Origin of the sequence: Nocardia sp. alder85J (assembly GCF_020176955.2) — a bacterium.
Classification (GTDB): Bacteria; Actinomycetota; Actinomycetes; order Mycobacteriales; family Mycobacteriaceae; genus Nocardia.
In genome coordinates, this window is the sequence record NZ_JAIUCZ020000001.1 from 796277 (window position 1) to 814400 (window position 18124).

Annotated in this window: 14 protein-coding genes; 12 read left to right on the forward strand and 2 right to left on the reverse strand. The window is 69.3% G+C overall.

Annotation, left to right across the window (positions count from 1 at the left end; genetic code table 11):
• Positions 1-57 precede the first annotated feature (57 nt).
• Entirely contained in the window at positions 58-2871 is a 2814-nt protein-coding gene (gene acnA, locus LBW94_RS03755) for an aconitate hydratase AcnA (RefSeq protein ID WP_225060948.1), read from the reverse strand.
• 307 nt (positions 2872-3178) lie between these two features.
• Between acnA and LBW94_RS03760 the strand changes: the two genes are divergently transcribed.
• The 11 genes from LBW94_RS03760 (at position 3179) to LBW94_RS03810 (ending at position 15886) form a co-directional block, all read left to right on the forward strand.
• Positions 3179-3700 carry a DUF6676 family protein gene (locus tag LBW94_RS03760; protein WP_225060949.1) on the forward strand — a complete coding sequence of 174 codons (522 nt, stop codon included), beginning with the start codon at positions 3179-3181 and terminating at the stop codon, positions 3698-3700.
• Positions 3701-4284: 584 nt separating this feature from the next.
• Positions 4285-5706, forward strand: a complete 1422-nt coding sequence (locus LBW94_RS03765; RefSeq protein ID WP_225060950.1) for an NlpC/P60 family protein — start codon at positions 4285-4287, stop codon at positions 5704-5706.
• Between the two features lie 219 nt (positions 5707-5925).
• Entirely contained in the window at positions 5926-7059 is a 1134-nt protein-coding gene (locus LBW94_RS03770) for an AAA family ATPase (RefSeq protein WP_225060980.1), read from the forward strand.
• Between the two features lie 26 nt (positions 7060-7085).
• A complete protein-coding gene (locus LBW94_RS03775) occupies positions 7086-8054 on the forward strand; it encodes a DUF58 domain-containing protein (protein ID WP_225060951.1) in 969 nt (322 codons plus the stop codon).
• Positions 8051-9061, forward strand: coding sequence for a VWA domain-containing protein (locus LBW94_RS03780; protein ID WP_225060952.1), 1011 nt, complete (start codon positions 8051-8053; stop codon positions 9059-9061). The genes LBW94_RS03775 and LBW94_RS03780 overlap by 4 nt, the downstream gene beginning before the upstream one ends.
• Positions 9062-9151: 90 nt before the next feature.
• A complete protein-coding gene (fabG1, locus tag LBW94_RS03785) occupies positions 9152-9874 on the forward strand; it encodes a 3-oxoacyl-ACP reductase FabG1 (protein ID WP_225060953.1) in 723 nt (240 codons plus the stop codon).
• Positions 9875-9953: 79 nt separating this feature from the next.
• Positions 9954-10793: an NADH-dependent enoyl-ACP reductase InhA gene (gene inhA, locus LBW94_RS03790; protein ID WP_225060954.1), complete on the forward strand. Its 840-nt coding sequence runs from the start codon at positions 9954-9956 to the stop codon at positions 10791-10793.
• A gap of 124 nt (positions 10794-10917) precedes the next feature.
• The gene (locus LBW94_RS03795) at positions 10918-11964 is read left to right on the forward strand and encodes a ferrochelatase (protein WP_225060955.1); all 1047 of its coding nucleotides are present in this window, start codon (positions 10918-10920) and stop codon (positions 11962-11964) included.
• Positions 11965-12395: 431 nt separating this feature from the next.
• Complete coding sequence (locus LBW94_RS03800; RefSeq protein WP_225060956.1) at positions 12396-13031, forward strand: LysE family translocator; 636 nt, start codon at positions 12396-12398, stop codon at positions 13029-13031.
• Between the two features lie 122 nt (positions 13032-13153).
• A complete protein-coding gene (locus LBW94_RS03805; RefSeq protein ID WP_225060957.1) occupies positions 13154-14401 on the forward strand; it encodes a sensor domain-containing diguanylate cyclase in 1248 nt (415 codons plus the stop codon).
• Positions 14402-14644: 243 nt separating this feature from the next.
• Positions 14645-15886 (forward strand): lipase family protein, encoded by a 1242-nt coding sequence (locus LBW94_RS03810; RefSeq protein ID WP_225060958.1) that lies wholly within the window; start codon positions 14645-14647, stop codon positions 15884-15886.
• A 470-nt stretch (positions 15887-16356) separates the two neighbouring features.
• Here LBW94_RS03810 and LBW94_RS03815 read toward each other — a convergent pair whose 3' ends face one another.
• Entirely contained in the window at positions 16357-17163 is an 807-nt protein-coding gene (locus LBW94_RS03815; RefSeq protein WP_225060959.1) for an SDR family NAD(P)-dependent oxidoreductase, read from the reverse strand.
• 73 nt (positions 17164-17236) lie between these two features.
• Here LBW94_RS03815 and LBW94_RS03820 point away from each other — a divergent pair, with 73 nt between their 5' ends.
• On the forward strand, positions 17237-18106 hold the full coding sequence (locus LBW94_RS03820) for a MarR family transcriptional regulator (protein ID WP_225060960.1): 870 nt from the start codon (positions 17237-17239) through the stop codon (positions 18104-18106).
• The last annotated feature ends 18 nt before the right edge of the window (positions 18107-18124 follow it).

The following is an 18124-nucleotide window of genomic DNA, read 5'->3' on the forward strand; positions in this document are numbered from 1 at the left end:
AACGGGAAGGGCCCGGGCCCCGAGCAACTCGGAGCCCGGACCGTGGCGCCCGCAGTGTCAGCTGCGAATCATGTTGCGCAGCACGAACTGCAGGATGCCACCGTTGCGGTAGTAGTCGGCCTCACCGGGCGTGTCGATCCGGACGACCGCGTCGAAGACGACCTGCTCGCCGGACTCCTTCGTCGCGGTCACCCGCAGAGTCTTCGGAGTCACACCCTCGTTCAGCTTGGTGATACCGGCGATATCGAACGTCTCGGTGCCGTCCAGCTTCAGCGACGCGGCCGATTCACCCGCCGGGAACTGCAGCGGGATCACGCCCATACCGATGAGATTGGAGCGGTGGATCCGCTCGAAGGACTCGGTGATCACCGCGCGCACCCCCAGCAGGCTGGTGCCCTTGGCCGCCCAGTCCCGCGACGAACCGGAACCGTACTCCTTACCGCCCAGGACCACCAGCGGGATACCCGCGGCCTGGTAGTTCTGCGAGGCGTCGTAGATGTACGCCTGCGGGCCACCGGGCTGGGTGAAGTCGCGGGTGTAGCCGCCGGTGACGTCGTCCTTGCCGATGGTGTCCAGCACCATGTTCCGCAGCCGGATGTTGGCGAAGGTGCCGCGGATCATCACCTCGTGGTTGCCGCGCCGCGAGCCCAGCGAGTTGTAGTCCGCGCGCGCCACGCCGTGCGCGTCGAGGTACTGCGCGGCCGGGGTGCCCGGCTTGATGCTGCCGGCCGGCGAGATGTGGTCGGTGGTGACCGAATCGCCGAGCAGCGCGAGCACGCGCGCGCCGGTGATGTCGCCGACCGGGGCCGGCTCCACCTGCATGCCGTCGAAGTACGGAGGCTTGCGCACGTAGGTCGACGCGTCGGCCCACTCGAAGGTGTCACCCTGCGGGGTGGGCAGATTGCGCCAGCGCTCGTCGCCCTTGAAGACGTCGGCGTAGGACTTGCGGAACATGTCCTGGTTGATCGCCGACTTGATGGTGTCGTCGATCTCCTGCGACGCGGGCCAGATGTCGCGCAGGAACACCTCGTTGCCGTCGTGGTCGGTGCCGAGCGCGTCGTGCTCGAAGTCGAAGTCCATGCTGCCCGCGAGCGCGTAGGCGATGACCAGCGGTGGCGAGGCCAGGTAGTTCATCTTCACGTCGGGGGAGATGCGGCCCTCGAAGTTACGGTTGCCCGACAGCACCGCGGCGACCGACAGGTCGTTGTCGTTGATCGCCTTGGAGATCGCCTCCGGCAGCGGCCCGGTGTTGCCGATACACGTGGTGCAGCCGTAGCCGCCCAGGTAGAAGCCCAGCTTCTCCAGATACGGCCAGAGGCCGGCCTTCTCGTAGTAATCCGAGACCACCTGCGAACCCGGCGCCATGTTGGTCTTCACCCACGGCTTGGAGGTCAGGCCCTTCTCGACCGCGTTGCGGGCCAGCAGCGCCGCGCCGATCATCACCGTCGGGTTGGAGGTGTTGGTGCAGGAGGTGATGCCCGCGACCACGACCGCGCCGTGATCGATGATGAAGTCGCCGCGGTCCTCGTCGCGCACCCGGATCGGCTTGGACGGCCGCCCGGCGCTGCCGTTGGCGGCATTGAACACGATCGCGTCGTCGTCGGCGAAGCTCAGCTCGGCCGGATCGCTGGCCGGGAAGGACTCCTCGATCGCCTCGTCCAGCTTGGAGTGCGGGGCGGCCTCGGGGTCGTTGGTGTAGTTGTGGATGTCCTTGCGGAAGGCGATCTTCGACTCCGACAGCAGGATGCGGTCCTGCGGGCGCTTCGGGCCGGCGATGGACGGCACCACGGTGCCCAGGTCCAGCTCCAGGTACTCGGAGTAGGCGGGCTCGTGCGCGGCGTCGTGCCACATGCCCTGTTCCTTGGCGTACGCCTCGACCAGCGCCAGCTCCTCGTCGGTGCGGCCGGTCAGGCGCAGATAGTTCACGGTCTCCGCGTCGATCGGGAAGATCGCTGCGGTGGAACCGAATTCGGGGCTCATGTTGCCCAGGGTGGCGCGGTTGGCCAGCGGCACCTCGGCCACGCCGTCGCCGTAGAACTCGACGAACTTGCCGACCACGCCGTGCTTGCGCAGCATCTCGGTGACGGTCAGCACCACGTCGGTGGCGGTCACGCCGGGCTGGATCTCGCCGGTGAGCTTGAAGCCGACCACCCGCGGGATCAGCATGGAGACCGGCTGGCCCAGCATGGCCGCCTCGGCCTCGATGCCGCCGACGCCCCAGCCCAGCACGCCCAGGCCGTTGACCATGGTGGTGTGCGAGTCGGTGCCGACGCAGGTGTCCGGGTAGGCCTGCCCATTGCGGACCATGACGACGCGGGCCAGGTACTCGATGTTGACCTGGTGCACGATGCCGGTGCCCGGGGGCACGACCTTGAAGTCGTCGAAAGCGCCCTGGCCCCAGCGCAGGAACTGGTACCGCTCACCGTTGCGCTCGTACTCCAGCTCGACATTGCGCTCGAAGGCGTCGGCTGTACCGAAGACGTCGAGGATGACGGAGTGGTCGATGACCAGCTCGGCGGGCGACAGCGGGTTGACCTTGTTCGGGTCGCCGCCGAGGGTGGACACGGCCTCGCGCATGGTGGCGAGGTCGACGATGCAGGGGACGCCGGTGAAGTCCTGCATGATCACCCGGGCGGGGGTGAACTGGATCTCGGTGTCGGGTTCGGCCGACGGATCCCAGTTCGCCAGTGCGCGAATGTGATCGGCGGTGATATTTGCGCCGTCTTCGGTGCGGAGGAGGTTCTCCGCGAGTACCTTCAGTGCGTAGGGCAGCTTCTCGGCGCCGGGCACGCTGGAGAGTCGAAAGATCTCATACGACCGATCTCCGACCTCGAGGGTGCCCTTGGCGCCGAATGTATCGATGCTCGTCATACGTTCAGCTCCACTCGTCGGTGAGGGTTGGCCGCCGGCGGGGCTGTGCCGGCGACTCCGGTCGAGGGCGCAGTCGCGGCTGTGCGCCTCGTGCTTCCCACGGTAACAGTACGCTTGTCCTGTGAAACGCGCGGGGGCCGTCGGGGCGGCCGCTCCCGCAGCCCACACTCCCCGGTCGCGTACTGTTCACGCAAGCCCCTCGGAGCGTTCGGTGCCGAAGGGCGTCATCAGCGTGCTGAATCACCATCACCTGCGACACTGTTGGATGCCGCCGCTCGCCCGAGCGGCTCGACTAACCGGATGGACAATGACCGCCTCGCACACCTCGGTTCTCATCCCCATGGCCGTGGAACTTCCGCCCAACGTGGATCTGGGCACCATCGTGGCGGATCTGGCCGACGATCACGTCTCCGTCCCCACCGGCAAGGACGACACCCAACTGGTGCAGATCGCCGCCGACGCGCAGGCTCACGGTATCCAGCTGAGCATCGTGGTGGTGCCGGGCAATCCGGGCCGCGACTCCGATCTGCGTGATCTGGCCACCGCGGTGGGCAAGTCCACCCACGGCACGGTGGTGGTGCTCAGCGACGACTGGGTCGGCACCTACAGCGACACCATCAGCCGCTCGCGGCTGGAGTGGGCGGAGGACACCGCCAAGTACCGGGGCGGCCACAGCGCCGACGCCGCGCAGATCTTCGTCACCCGGCTGGAGACACCCGACCACGCCGCCTGGACCGCGGTCACCGGCGTACTGCTGGCCGGGGCGGTGCTCACCATCGGCGGGCTGTATCTGGTGAAGTCGCGGCGCGCGGCGCGCGAGCGCGCCTGAACCGGTCCGAGCGCGCCTGATCGCGTTCGTGCGAGTGTGCCTGAACGGTCTGCGCGAGCGTGCCTGAGCCGTTCGTGCCAGTGTGCTCGAGCCGTCGGCCCTCCAGTCCTGGCTCGGCCGCCTTCCGTCGGCTGCTCGTGTTGCGGCGGATTCGCCGTGCGCCTCCCGTCACGAATTCGGCGCGGGCCGGAGTCGAGGGGGAGTCGGCTCGGATTCGGCCCGGTCGCTCGATCCGGCGGCTGTCCGGATGCACCCGCCGCGCGCCGACCCGAAGCATGCCGGAATGGCGAGGAATGAACGGGCGGTCGGTTTTGCGCGCGGATTCCATTGGCGCATCTGGCTATTGTTACGCAACCGACAAATTACCTCGTCGTCATTCTGCTGACTTCGTTATCTACGAGGGAGAAGTGTCGTACGGTTGCCCACGGCACTCTCGAGGTAGAAGTGACGCAAGAGTGCCAAGTTGCTCGTTCAGCTCGAAGTTATTGCTGGTGCTCATGAGGCGATGCCATACCGGTCGCACAGCGCAGTCCCGGTGATCACCCCGATCCCCGGGAACCGCAGGCGGGATCCAGGGAGGTCTGATGCGAGTGCCGCGAGCGTCGTGGACGCGCCGCCGGAGACTGCACGAGGTCGCTGGAGGATTGCTGGTATGTGCGATCGTCGCGCTACCGGCGGTCGCCGGTGCGGTGCCGCCACCGCCCCCCAATCCCAGCGACGGTGACATCGCCGCCGCGGGCGCTCAGGTGGACAGCGGGGTGGCGCAGGTCGGCGGGCTGATCAACGAGGTCGCCGGCGCCGATCAGCAATTGCAGCAGCTGGACGCCGACGTCGCGATCAAGCGTGAGGCGGTCAACAAGGCGCTGGTCGACCTCCAGACCGCCCGCGCGGCCGCCGATGCCGCGGCCGACGCGGTCACCGCCACCCAGCACGAACTGGCCGCCGCGGGCACCGAGGTGGAACGGGCGCGCGCCGATTTCGACCGCTTCGCCGTGGGGGCGTACACCAGCCCGGCCACCGGCTCGATGACCAGCTACCTGTCGGGCGCGACCCCGGATGTGGCGCTGACCCGGTCGCAGCTGCTCAGCGTGGTGTCGACCTCACAGCAGTCGGCGCTGGACGAACTGCGCCGCGCCCAGGTCGAGCGGGCCAACAAGGATTCGGTGGCCCGCGAGGCGAAACAGGTCGCCGACGCCGCCGCGGCGGAGGCCGACGCCAAGCGCTCCGACGCCGAATCGGCGGTGGCGGCCGCGCGGGCGGCCCAGGACACGCAGGCCACCCGCCGCGCCGGACTGGTGTCGCAGCGCGATTCCGCCCAGCAGCGACTGGATTTCGCGCGTCAGCAGGTGGCCGGCCTGCGGGGTCAGCGCGACGCCTATCTGGCCTGGGACCAGCAGCGCCGGGCCGAGGAGGAGGCCGCCGCCGCAGCGGCCGCCGCGGCCGCGGCCCGCGCCGCCGCCGACGGCGATGCCCTCGGCCGGGCCGCGCAACTGGGCGCCGGCCACCGGCCGCACACCGAGCTGGGCAACTCGCCGTCACCGCATTCGTCGATGACTCCGCCGGGCCGGCCCGCCGGCGACCGTGGTCAGCTCATCGAGACGGTGGTCGATCGCGCGATGTCGCAGCTGGGCGTCATCTATTCCTGGGGTGGCGGTGACGAGAACGGGCCGACCAAGGGCATTCACGACGGCGGCGTCGCCGACAGCTTCGGTGATTACGACAAAGTGGGCTTCGACTGTTCCGGTCTGATGCTGTACGCCTTCGCCGGGGTCGGTATCTCGTTGCCGCACTACAGCGGCTACCAGTACCACATGGGCGCGCGGGTGCCGGTGGCCGAGCGGGAACGCGGCGACATGCTGTTCTGGGGGCCCGGCGGTAGCCAGCACGTGGCGCTGTACCTCGGCGGCGGCAGGATGATCGAGGCGCCGGAATCGGGTGAGGTGGTCCGGGTATCGGCGGTCCGGGAGGGCGGCATCATGCCCTACGCGATCCGCCTGATCTCCTGAGGCGCGGCCGAAGTCTGTGAATCGCCGGAGAATCCGGCCGGAACAAACCCATCCCGGTTGCGGCATCTTTCGTGCGGACCTGGAATAGTTGGGGACACAGCACAGCGTATCGGTGTGCGCGGCACGCGAATATTCGTGTGCGCGGCACGGCTGACCACCGGGTGCGCTGCACAGAGGACCACAGCGAAAGCGGGGAGTTTGGTGACTTCGACGGACGGTGTGAGCGCGGTCGGTTCGGTGGCAGATGCGCCGGAGCCGGTTCCCAGCTCTCTCGAACGTGACGTCCAGACCTTGGAAAAGGCGATCTACGAAGTCAAACGCGTCATCGTCGGTCAGGACCGGCTGGTCGAACGGTTGCTCGTGGGTGTGCTGGCCAGGGGTCACGTGCTGCTGGAAGGTGTTCCGGGCATCGCGAAGACACTCGCGGTGGAGACCTTCGCCAGGGTGGTCGGCGGCAGCTTCTCCCGGGTGCAGTTCACTCCCGACCTGGTGCCCACCGACCTCGTCGGTACCCGCATCTACCGGCAGGGCCGCGAGCAGTTCGACACCGAATTGGGCCCGGTGGTGGCCAATTTCGTGCTCGCCGACGAGATCAACCGCGCGCCCGCCAAGGTGCAGTCCGCGCTGCTCGAGGTGATGGCCGAGCGGCACGTGTCCATCGGTGGCAAGACCTATCCGATGCCGGATCCGTTCCTGGTCATGGCCACGCAGAACCCGATCGAGAGCGAGGGTGTGTACCCGCTGCCCGAGGCGCAGCGCGACCGCTTCCTGTTCAAGGTGGTCGTCGACTATCCCTCGGTCGAGGAGGAACGCGAGATCATCTACCGGATGGGTGTCACCCCGCCGGAGCCGAAGCGGATCCTCGAGCCGACGGAGCTCATCCGCTTGCAGCGGGTGGCGGCCAACACCTTCGTGCATCACGCGCTGGTCGACTATGTGGTGCGGGTGATCGCCGCGACCCGTAAGCCCGCCGAGTCGGGTATGGACGATGTGGCCGGGTGGGTCGCCTACGGCGCCTCGCCGCGCGCCAGCCTCGGCATCATCGCCGCCGCCCGTGCCGTCGCGCTGATCCGCGGCCGCGACTACGTGGTGCCGCAGGATGTGGTGGAGGTGATCCCGGATGTGCTGCGGCACCGCCTGGTGCTGTCCTACGACGCGCTCGCCGACGAGGTCAGCCCCGACGACGTGATCCGGCGGGTGTTGCAGACCATCGGCATGCCGCAGGTGGCCCCGCAGGCCAACATGCCCGGTGGCGTGCCGCAGGGGTCGTCGGCGGTGCCCGGCGCCGTGCCGGTGCCGCCCGCGCCGGCGCCCAACGGCGGCCCGGTCGTCCCGCAGCCACCCCGTCAGTGATCGGAGTGTCGGATTCGGTTGCGCCAGTGACGATCCCAGCGAATTCCCCGACACATGCGCCGCCGTCGTTCCGTGGCGGCGAGCTCACCGACCCGAAACTCACGGCCGCACTGCGGACTCTGGAGCTGACGGTCCGCCGCCGCCTCGACGGCGTGCTGCACGGCGACCATCTCGGCCTGATCCCCGGGCCGGGTTCCGAACCCGGCGACGCCCGGCTGTATCAACCGGGTGACGATGTGCGGCAGATGGATTGGTCGGTCACCGCCCGCACCACCCATCCGCACGTGCGGCAGATGATCGCCGACCGGGAGCTGGAGACCTGGCTCGTGGTCGACCTGTCCGCGAGCCTGGATTTCGGTACCGCCCTGTGCGAGAAGCGGGATCTGGTGGTCGCGGCGGCCGCGGCGGTCACCCATCTCACCAGCGGCGGCGGTAACCGCATCGGCGCGGTCGTGGCCAATGGTGAACGGCTGTACCGGATTCCGGCCCGCAGCGGGCGGGTGCACGCGCAGGCCATGTTGCGCCGCATCGCCACCACTCCGCACGCCGCCGACGGTGTCCGCGGCGATCTGCGCGGCGCCATCGAGTCGTTGCGCCGGCCGCAGCGCAAACGTGGTCTGGCCGTTGTCCTTTCGGACTTCCTCGGCACGATCGACTGGCAGCGTTCGCTGCGCGCCATCGCCGGGCGGCACGATCTGCTCGCGGTGGAGGTGCTCGATCCGCTGGATCTGGATCTGCCCGATGTCGGTGACGTGGTGCTGCACGATCCGGAGACCGGCCACACCCGCGAGTTCACCGTGACCGCTTCGCTGCGCAGCGATTTCGCGCGGGCCGCGCAACGGCATCGCGAGGACGTCGAGCAGGCGCTGCGCGGCGCCGGCGCACCGGTGATGACGCTGCGGACCGATCGGGACTGGATCGCCGACGTGGTCCGGTTCGTCTCCACCCGGCGCCACACCTTCGGCGCCCCGAGCGGGCGGGTGCCCCGACAGTGAACTTCTCGATATCGAATTTCACCGCCGCCGCCTGGCTGGCGTTCCTGCTGGTGGTCGCGGCGATCGCGCTGCTGTACGTGGTCGTGCAGCGGCGGCGCAAACGGCACATGCTCCGGTTCTCCAATATGGAGGTGCTGGAACAGGTCGCACCGAAGCGGCCGAGCGCCTGGCGGCACGCGCCGGTGGCGCTGATGCTGGTCGGCCTGGTGCTGCTGACCATTGCCGCGGCCGGGCCGCAGGCCGCGAAACGGGTGCCGCGCAACCGGGCCACCGTGATGCTGGTCATCGACGTGTCGCTGTCGATGGAGGCCACCGACGTGCCGCCGTCGCGCATCCAGGTCGCCAAGAAGGCGGCCAGCGAATTCGTCGACGGCCTCACCCCCGGAATCAATCTGGGCCTGGTCACCTTCGCCGGTACCGCGTCGGTGCAGGTGTCGCCGACCACCAACCGGGAGGCGGTGAAGGCCGCGATCCAGAACATGAAGCTGGCCGAGCGCACCGCCACCGGCGAGGGCATCTTCAGCGCGTTGCAGGCCATCGACACGCTGGCGTCGGTGCTCGGCGGCGCGGAGACCCCGCCACCGGCCCGGATCGTGCTGATGTCCGACGGCAAACAGACTGTGCCCGATGACAAGGACGTCGACAATCCGCGGCACGGCTTCGTCGCGGCGCGGGTGGCCAAGCAGAAGGGCATTCCGGTGTCGACGATCTCGTTCGGCACCACGTGGGGCACCGTCGAGATCCCGGACCAGGACGGTAAGGGCACGCAGCGGGTGCGGGTCCCGGTCGACGACGACGCACTACGTGAGATCGCCAAGATCTCCGGCGGCGACTTCTTCACCGCGTCCACGCTCGAGGAATTGAGTTCGGTCTACAAGACGCTCGACAAGCAGATCGGTTTCGAGATGCAGATGGGCGACGCGAGCCGGCCGTGGCTGTTGTTGGGACTTCTCATCACGGCGGCCGGAGTGGTCAGCGGTCTGGTCTATCGTCAACGTCTGCCATGACAACGCTCTGCACCACAACGCGTCACACGGACACCATGGCGACAGGGTCCCGCCGTCGGACGACGAACCCGAACAGATAGGTTTGCACGTATGTCGAACATCACTTCCCGATCGGTTCTGGTGACCGGCGGCAACCGCGGTATCGGACTCGCGGTCGCCCAGCGTCTGGTTGCCGACGGGCACAAGGTTGCTGTCACACATCGGGGCTCCGGCGTTCCGGACGGGCTGTTCGGTGTGAAATGCGATGTGACGGACATGGCTTCGGTGGACTCGGCGTTCGCCGAGGTCGAGGCCAAGCAGGGCCCGGTGGAGGTGCTGGTGGCCAACGCCGGCATCCTGGACAACACGCTGCTCATGCGGATGAGCGAGGATCAGTTCTCGGCGGTCATCGACGCGAACCTCACCGGCGCGTTCCGGTGTGCCAAGCGGGCCACCCGCGCGATGATCCGGGCCAAGTGGGGCCGGATGATCTTCCTCGGCTCGGTGGTCGGCCTCGGCGGCGGCCCGGGTCAGGTCAACTACGCGGCGTCCAAGGCCGGTCTGGTCGGTATCGCGCGGTCCATCACCCGTGAGATCGGTTCGCGCAACATCACCGCCAACGTGGTCGCGCCCGGTTTCATCGACACCGACATGACCCGCGACGAGGTCAGCCAGGAGATGCGCGACGTGGTGCTGAAGTACGGCATCCCCGCGCAGCGCCCCGGTCAGCCGGAGGAGGTCGCGGCGGCGATCAGCTTCCTGGCCTCCGACGACGCCGACTACATCAGCGGTGCGGTCATCCCCGTCGACGGCGGTATGGGCATGGGCCACTAGCCTTGTCGCATTCCCGCCCGCACCCACCCCGTTCCGGCGCGACCGGAACCAGACCCTCAGCAAGGAGAATCCACCCCCAATGAGCGGATTGCTCGCCGGCAAGACCGTCCTCATCACCGGCATCATCACCGATTCGTCGATCGCCTTCCACGCGGCCAAGGTCGCGCAGGAGCAGGGTGCGAAGGTGATCATCACCGGGATTCCGGAACGGTTGCGGCTCATCGACCGGATCGCCAAGCGCCTGCCGCAGGAGGTGCCGCCGGCCATCGGGCTCGATGTCACCAGCGAGGCCGACCTCGCCGTCCTGGCCGAGAAGGTGCAGGAACTGGCGCCGGAAGGGCTCGACGGCGTGCTGCACTCCATCGCGTTCGCGCCCCGCACCCTGATGGGCCCGGAGGCGTTCGGCTTCCTGGAGGGCCCCGGGGCCGACGCGGCGAAGGCGTTCGAGATCTCCGCGTGGAGTTACGCCTCGCTGGCGCGCGCGGTGCTGCCGGTGATGAATCCGGGCGGCTCGATCGTCGGTATGGATTTCGACCCGCGCACGGCCATGCCGTACTACAACTGGATGGGCGTGGCCAAGGCCGCGCTGGAGTCGGTGAACCGGTACGTGGCGCGAGAAGTGGGCTACGCCAAGAAGATCCGCTCCAACCTGGTCGCCGCCGGCCCGATCAAGACGCTGGCCGCCAAGGCCATCGCGGGCACCGCCACCGACGACGCCAAGCAGCTGACCATGCTGAACAAGTACTGGGACGGCGCCTCGCCGATCGGCTGGGACGTGGACGACCCGACCGTGGTCGCGCGCTCCATCGTCACCCTGCTGTCGGATTGGCTGCCCGGCACCACCGGCTCGATCATCTACGTCGACGGCGGCGCCAGCCACAACACCTGGTTCCCGGACAAGGATCTGGCCGAGAACTGATTCCGGCACGTCCGGCGCGGGCAGGTGGTCCGGGCCGGACGGCAGAAGACGATCCGTGCGGGCGGCGGCTGTCGAGCCGTCGCCCGCGACGCGCACCCGAGTCGGCAGCTCACGGAGGTAGGCGATGTACGACGCACTGCTGTTGCTGTCGTTCGGCGGCCCGGAGCGGCCCGAGGACGTGATGCCGTTCCTGGAGAACGTCACTCGGGGCCGGGGTGTGCCGCCCGAACGGCTCGCCGCGGTGGCACAGCACTACCTGCACTTCGGTGGTGTCTCCCCGATCAACGCCTGCAACCGGGCCGTCATCGCCGCGGTGGAGGCCGAATTCGCTGCTCGCGCAACGACACTGCCGGTGTATTTCGGCAACCGCAACTGGCATCCGATGGTGGAGGACACTGTCGCCCGGATGCGCGACGACGGCGTGCGTTCGGCGCTGGTGTTCCCCACCTCGGCCTGGGGCGGTTACTCCGGGTGCCGCCAGTACGACGAGGACATCGCCCGCGCCCGCGCGGCGGTCGGCCCCGCGGCGCCCACCCTGGTGAAATTGCGCCAGTACTTCGACCATCCGCTGCTGATCGATGCCTTCGCCGACGCGATACGCGCTGCGCGGCAGCACCTTCCGGCGGAGCTGCGGGACGCGGCCCGGCTGGTGTTCACGGCCCACTCCATCCCGGTCGCCGCCGATGCCGCCGCCGGCCCGCCGTCCGACGGCGGCCGTCTCTACAGCCGTCAGGTAACCGATGCGGCCCGATTGTGCGCTGCCGCAACCGGTTTCGACGACTTCGACGTGGTCTGGCAGTCCCGTTCCGGACCGCCGCAGGTGCCGTGGCTGGAACCGGATATCGTCGACCACCTGGAAGCGTTGTCCGCCAAGGGGATCGAGGCCGTGGTGGTCTGCCCGGTGGGCTTCGTCTCGGATCACCTCGAGGTGGTGTGGGACCTGGACAACGAGGCCGCCGAGAAGGCCGCCGAACTGGGCATGGCCTTCGCCCGCGCCGCCACCCCCGGCACCGATCCCCGGTTCGCCGCCCTGATCGCGGAGCTCGTCGCCGAACAGACCTCCGGCGCGCCGCCTCGCCGCCTCGGCTCCGTCCCCGGCTACGGTTGCACCCGCAACGGTGACCTCTGCGCCCCCGGCTGTTGCGAACCACCCCGGCGCCCCGGTCGTTGACTTCGGCCGGCGGACTTCGGGATCGGCTGTACCCGCGACCGTAACCTGTGCGCTCCGGCTGCTGCGAACCGCCCCGGCGACGCGGTCGGTGGAACCTGGGTCGCCGGTACCGTCGGGCGGTGCCGGGGAAAAGCCGGCTCGCGCTGTGGCACGCGGCCGGCACCGGATTGGAGTGCCCGGCAGTGGAATCGGCTCGCATGCGGGGATGTGATGCCGGTGCCGCAGTGGTGTACGCGCGGGGTGGTCTCGGCCGGTGTCCGGCTGCGCGCATCGGGCCGGGTCCGGCTCGGCCCGCTCACCTTCGGCCGATGCGGCCCGCAGCAGCAGGTTCGCTGCGATCTGCGAGTGCGGAACGGCTGGTTGGCGAGTTGGATTTTCTTGGCGCGCAGCAGTTTTCCGAATCCGCGGGCGGGCCACGGTAGGCTGGATCGATGGTGCCACTTTCCCATGTCGCGGCGTTCGCGGTGGCGGCGACGATCATCATCGTGATTCCCGGGCCGAACGTGTTGTTCGCGATCGGGCGGGCGCTGGTGCTGGGGCGGCGGCCGGCGGTGTTGTCGGTGCTGGGGACGACGGCCGGGTCGCTGGTGCCGTTGCTGGCGGTGGCGTTCGGGCTCGGTGCGCTGTTGACGGCCTCGGCGGTGGCGTTCGCGATCGTGAAGATCGTCGGGGCGCTGTATCTGGTCTATCTGGGGGTCGGCGCCATCCGGCATCGGAAGGATCTGGTGGCGGCGCTGAATACCGCGGTGCCACCCGCGGCGACCCGGCGCGCGTTGCGGCAGGGGTTCGTGGTCGGCGCGACCAATCCGAAGACGCTGGTGTTGTTCGGTGCGGTGCTGCCGCAGTTCACGGTACCGGCGGCGGGGTCAATGCCGTCGCAGCTGGTGTTGCTCGGATCGCTGTGCCTGCTGATCCAGTTGGTGTCCGACAGTTCGTGGGCGTTGCTGGCCGGGACGGCGCGGGCCTGGTTCGCGCGGTCGCCTCGGCGGCTCGAGGCGATCGGGAGCGCGGGCGGTGTGATGATCATCGGCGTGGGCGCGGGGGTCGCGTTCGGCGGGGCGAACTGACCGGCGCGAACCTCCGCGAAAGCCCGGCCCGACCGGCGCGAACCCGCGCGAACCGAATCCGGGCGACGACAGGGTCCGCCGCCGCGTTGCCGGTGGATTGCCAGCGGTTATCGTGGTGGGCGATGGTCGCCTGGAATCGTCACGAGCTCGTCACGCAATGGTGGCAGGCGCTGCACAACGCCTGCCATGTCGACGCGCCACGTGAGCTGCTGGATTCGCTGGTCGGCGAGTTCGAAGCCGGTGCGCGCACCGGTGCCGCTGAGGCCGGGATGCGCATCGGGGCGGCGCTGGCGCGGGCGGGCCTCGACGATCCGGCGGTACCCGTGGTGTCGGCGCAGATCCTCTGTCCTACGGCGGACGGTGCCGACCGGATCACGGTCGAACGGCAGATGGCGGCCCTGGCTGTGGGGATCGGCCAGGGGCATCGGGCGGAGCTGGATCGCGCCGCGGCGTCGGTCCGCAGCGCCGACGACCGGTATCGGATCATGTTCGAGAACGCGTCGGTGGCCATCGCGATCAGTGACAGCGCGGGCAATCTGCTCGACGTGAACGAGGGCTTCGCGAATCTGGTCGGTGTGCCGCTCGAACAATTGCGGCAGATGGGCACGGTGGATGCACTGCATTTCTCGCACCCGGACGACCGGGCGGAGATCGAGGCACTCCTCTACCGCGAACTGCTCGATCCGCGGAAGGGAACGATCCGGCTGGAACGGCGGACCCTGCGCGGTGACGGCAGCATCGGCTGGGCCGGCTTCACCGTCACCTATGTGCCGGGAACCGATGGTCACTGCGACTATCTGATCTCCTTCGGCCGCGATATGACCGAGCGGCACCGGCTGGAGCAGGAATTGCAGCGTCAGGCCCGCCACGACGCGCTCACCGGACTGCCGAATCGCTGGCAATTGCTGGACGCGATCGGCGCGGTGATCGAGACGGCGACCGAGGACGACCGGGTCGGACTGTGTTTCGCCGACCTCGATCGCTTCAAGGAGATCAACGACCGCTACGGCCACGGTTTCGGCGACCGGGTACTGGCCGCGGTGGCGGTCCGTATCGGCGACGCCCTCGCCGATACGGGTTCGCTGCTCGCCCGCCTCGGCGGTGACGAATTCGTGGCGCTGGTGCCGCCGCCGGACGCCGACCGGCGGGTGGCCGAGATCGCCGAGCGGATGCTGGCGGCGTTGACCGAGCCGATGGTGGTCGACGAGCATCGAGTGCAGATGTCGGTCAGCATCGGCGCGGTGATCGAACCGTGCGCGGGCGCCCAGCCGGAGGAACTGCTGGACGCCGCCGACCGCGGTCTGTACCGCGCCAAGATCGGCGGCCGGGACCAGTGGGTGCTGCACGCCCTCGAGGTCGACCCGGACTGATCGGCGACCGTCCCAGATCGGCAGGGGAGTGCGCTGGTCCAGCGGGAATCGGCTGCCGCATCGTGAGTCCGCCACGCCGACCGTGAAATCGGGAACGCGGCGGTGTCCGTGAGAAGCTTGGGCAGGTCTCAGCGGTCCCTGCGCGACCGTTGTCCCGGGTGAGCTGGTCGAATTTCGAAGGTCCACAGGCGGAGACGTGTTCGCCGGTCGAGCGAACGTGCGTACCACAGGGGAGATCGAGACTTGGCGAACAGCAGACGGATGGTGGCCTGGACCGCGGCGTCCCTCGTGTCGGCAGTGTTGTCGGTGGCGGCGCCGGCGGCCGGTTACGCGGGCCCGCTGGACGATCCGCCGCACGAACTGGCGTCGGTACTGCCCGATCCACTGCCGGACCCGTTCTACCAGCCTGCGCCCGGATTCGAAAAGGCCCGGCCCGGCACGGTTCTCGCGACTCGCCCGGCCGAGATCTGGTTCCCGCCGACGGCGCATTCGACCGAGCTGATGGTCCGGTCCACCGACGCCAAAGGGCGTCCGGCACCCGTGGTGGCGACCGTGTTCGTGCCGAACCAGCCGTGGGAGGGCCCGGGACCGCGCCCGCTGGTCGCCTATGCCGCCCCGATCGCCTCACTCGGAAACCGTTGTGCCCCTTCGCAGAAGATGAAGGATCGGCTCCAGGCCGATCAGGTGCCGATCGCGACGCTGCTGGCCCGCAACTACGCGGTGGTGGTGCCCGACCACCAGGGCCCGCGGCAGGCGTACTCGGCCGGGCACATGGAAGGCCATGCGGTACTCGACGCGGTACGGGCCGCGGTAGGGCTCGGCACGGACGAACTGCGCCCCGACTCGCCGGTGGTGCTGACCGGATACTCCGGCGGCGCCATCGCCACCGGCTGGGCCGCTCAGCTCGCCGCCGAATACGCCCCCGAACTCGCCCTGGCCGGAGCGCTGGTCGGTGGCACGCCCGCCGACTATCACATGCTGTGGCAGTCGATGAACGGCAACGCCGCCGCGGGCGTCTTCCTCGCCGCGGCACTGGGACTGGCCCGGGAGTACCCGGAACTGCTGCCCCTGCTCAACGACAACGGCTGGCGCCTGGCCCACGCGTTCCGCAACCTCTGCACCGAACCGGAGGGCGTCTTCGGCGCGCTGACCCAGATCAAGATCGAACAGCTCACCGACGTCCCGAACCCGATCGAACTGCCGATCGTCCGAAAGGTCATCGCGGAGAACAGATTGGGCGGCACGGCGCCCCGGATCCCGATGCTGATCGTCCACGGCGGCGACGAGATCTTCATCCCCCTGGCCGGCGCGGTGAACCTCTACCAGGACTGGTGCCGGCACCAGGCCCGGGTCCGCCTCGAGGTCTACCCCGGCGGTCATTTCACCGTCGGCGCACTGGCTCTGGGCACCCCGCTGACCGCCGAATGGGTCGAGGACATGCTCGCCGGAACCCTGGTTCCCGCCGGATGCACGAGCAATCAGTGAGGTGAGCCCGCGAAGGCTCACATTTCCACCGTAGCGGACCGACTCGATGGCGATGCGGGATGAGCAGTGCGAGTCGCCGGTGTCCGATACGACTGGATGCGCAATACCACGTCCGTCGGCGGCGAAGGGCGCGAAGCACCGTGCTGGGCGGCGAACCCGTGCTGACGGCGAACTGCGTGCCCGCAGTCGGCGGGAGGAGCCGTATTTCGCTGCGCGGGAGGAGCTTTCGGCGACCGATATGGCGGCCGATGCCGACCTGTGGAGGTCCAATACGCCTGCTGCGGGTCAGGTGTTGCCGGCCTGGTCGGCACGGCGTCATCGGCTGCGGCCGCCACTCGGCATGTCGTCGTAGCCATGACCCGGGACGGCACCCGCATCTCGACGCTGTCGGTGCCCGTGTTCGGCACAGGAAGCCTGCGACCCGGTCGTGAGCCCGAGGCAGGGTAGGCGCCCGTTTCCGGATCGGGAGGCTAATTCACCGTCGGGATCGCGCCGCCGTCGATGCGGATGTTCGCTCCGTTCACGGAGGCGGCGAGCGGGCTGGCGAGGAGGGCGACCAGGGCGCCGATCTCCCGTGGCTGCACCAGGCGGTCGGAGGGGTTGGCCAGGGGGCCCGCGAGCAGTGCCGTGGTGGCGGCGGCGATATCGTCGCCGAGGCCGTTGTGCTGTGCGAAAGCCCTTGCGGTGTCCTGGAATCCGTCGGTGTCGGTGGGGCCGGGACTGATGGTGTTCACCGTGATGCCGGTGCCGGACAGTTCCTTGGTCAGGCTCACCGTCAGATTCGCGAGCGCGGCCTTGGCCGCACAGTAGGCGGCGCGCTGCGGCAGTGGGTTCGGGTGTGCGCCACTGCCGATCTGGATGACGCGGCCCCAGCCGACGGTGCGCATGGCGGGGGTCAGCGCACCGATCAGCCGGACGGCCGACAGTACATTGCTGTCGTACAGGGCCATCCAGTCGCGTGGATCGGGGTCCGACCAGCCGTCCGTCGCGGCCGTTCCACCCATGTTGTCGACGAGGATATCGATCCCGCCGAACGCCTGTGTGGCCTGCTGCGCGACGGCGGCCGCCGCGTCGTCGTCGGTGAGATCGCCTGTTGCCGTTGCCGCCAGGCCGCCGTCGGCCCGGATGTCGTCGACGACCGCCGCGGCCCGTGTCGCGTCGCGGCCGTGCACGACCACCGCCACTCCTTCGGCGGCGAGCGCGAGGGCGATGGCCTGCCCGATCCCGCTGGTACTGCCCGTCACCAGGGCCCGCTTACCGTTCAATGCCAAGTCCATGAGCACTCCGTTCAAAAAGTTTGAGCCAATAGCTTTGGCCAAAGCTATTGGCCCGAATGCTAGCCTGACGGTGATGTCCATGTCCAGCGCCGAGTTTCCCCCCACCGGTCCGCCCGATTCGGTGGATCGCCATCTCGCGGCCTGGTCGCGGCAGCGCCCCGAGTTGGACTATTCGCCGCTGGCCGTGGTCCAGCGTCTCGGCCGGGTGCGACGCGTGCTGGAGGCCGAGATCGAGTCCTCCTTCGCCGAATACGGCCTCAACGGGCCGGATTACGTGGCGCTGGCGACGCTCCGGCTCGCGGATCGCCCCGGTGGCGTCTCGCAGCGCTGGCTGATGCGAGAACTGGGCCTGACCTCCGGCACCATCAGCACCCGGGTGGACCGGCTGGTCAACCAGGGACTGGTGGCCCGCACCCCCGACGAGACCGATCGCCGCAACACCCTGATCGCCCTGACCGACACCGGCCGCGAACTACTCGACCGCGTGACACCCGCGCATCTCGACACCGAGGACCGCATGCTCGCCGCCCTCACCCCCGACGAGCGTGCACAGCTGGCCGACCTGCTCCGCCGCCTGCTCACCTCCTACGAGGGCACCGACCCCGAGCACCCCGCCCTCGGCCTCGTCCTGGAACCTGCCCACACCGCCATCCGAACCCGCCGCGCCGTGGGCCTACCCGCCCCACCCGGCCTGCTGGTCCGTTCCGTGGCCCCCGGCGGCCCGGCCGACCTGGCCGGCATCCGTGCCGGCGACCTCCTCATCCGGGCCGCCGGCCTTCCCCTCCGCTCGATCACCACGCTCCACACGGCCCTGAGTGCCCATCCGGATGCGTTGCCCCTCCATGTGATTCGCGGCGCGGACCACGAGCGGGACGTCACCGTCCGACCGGCGCCATATCCGGCGCCCGGCAATCCTCCGGCCGACGGCGTTCACCGGATCTGAGGCGTGGGCCGGTACCGG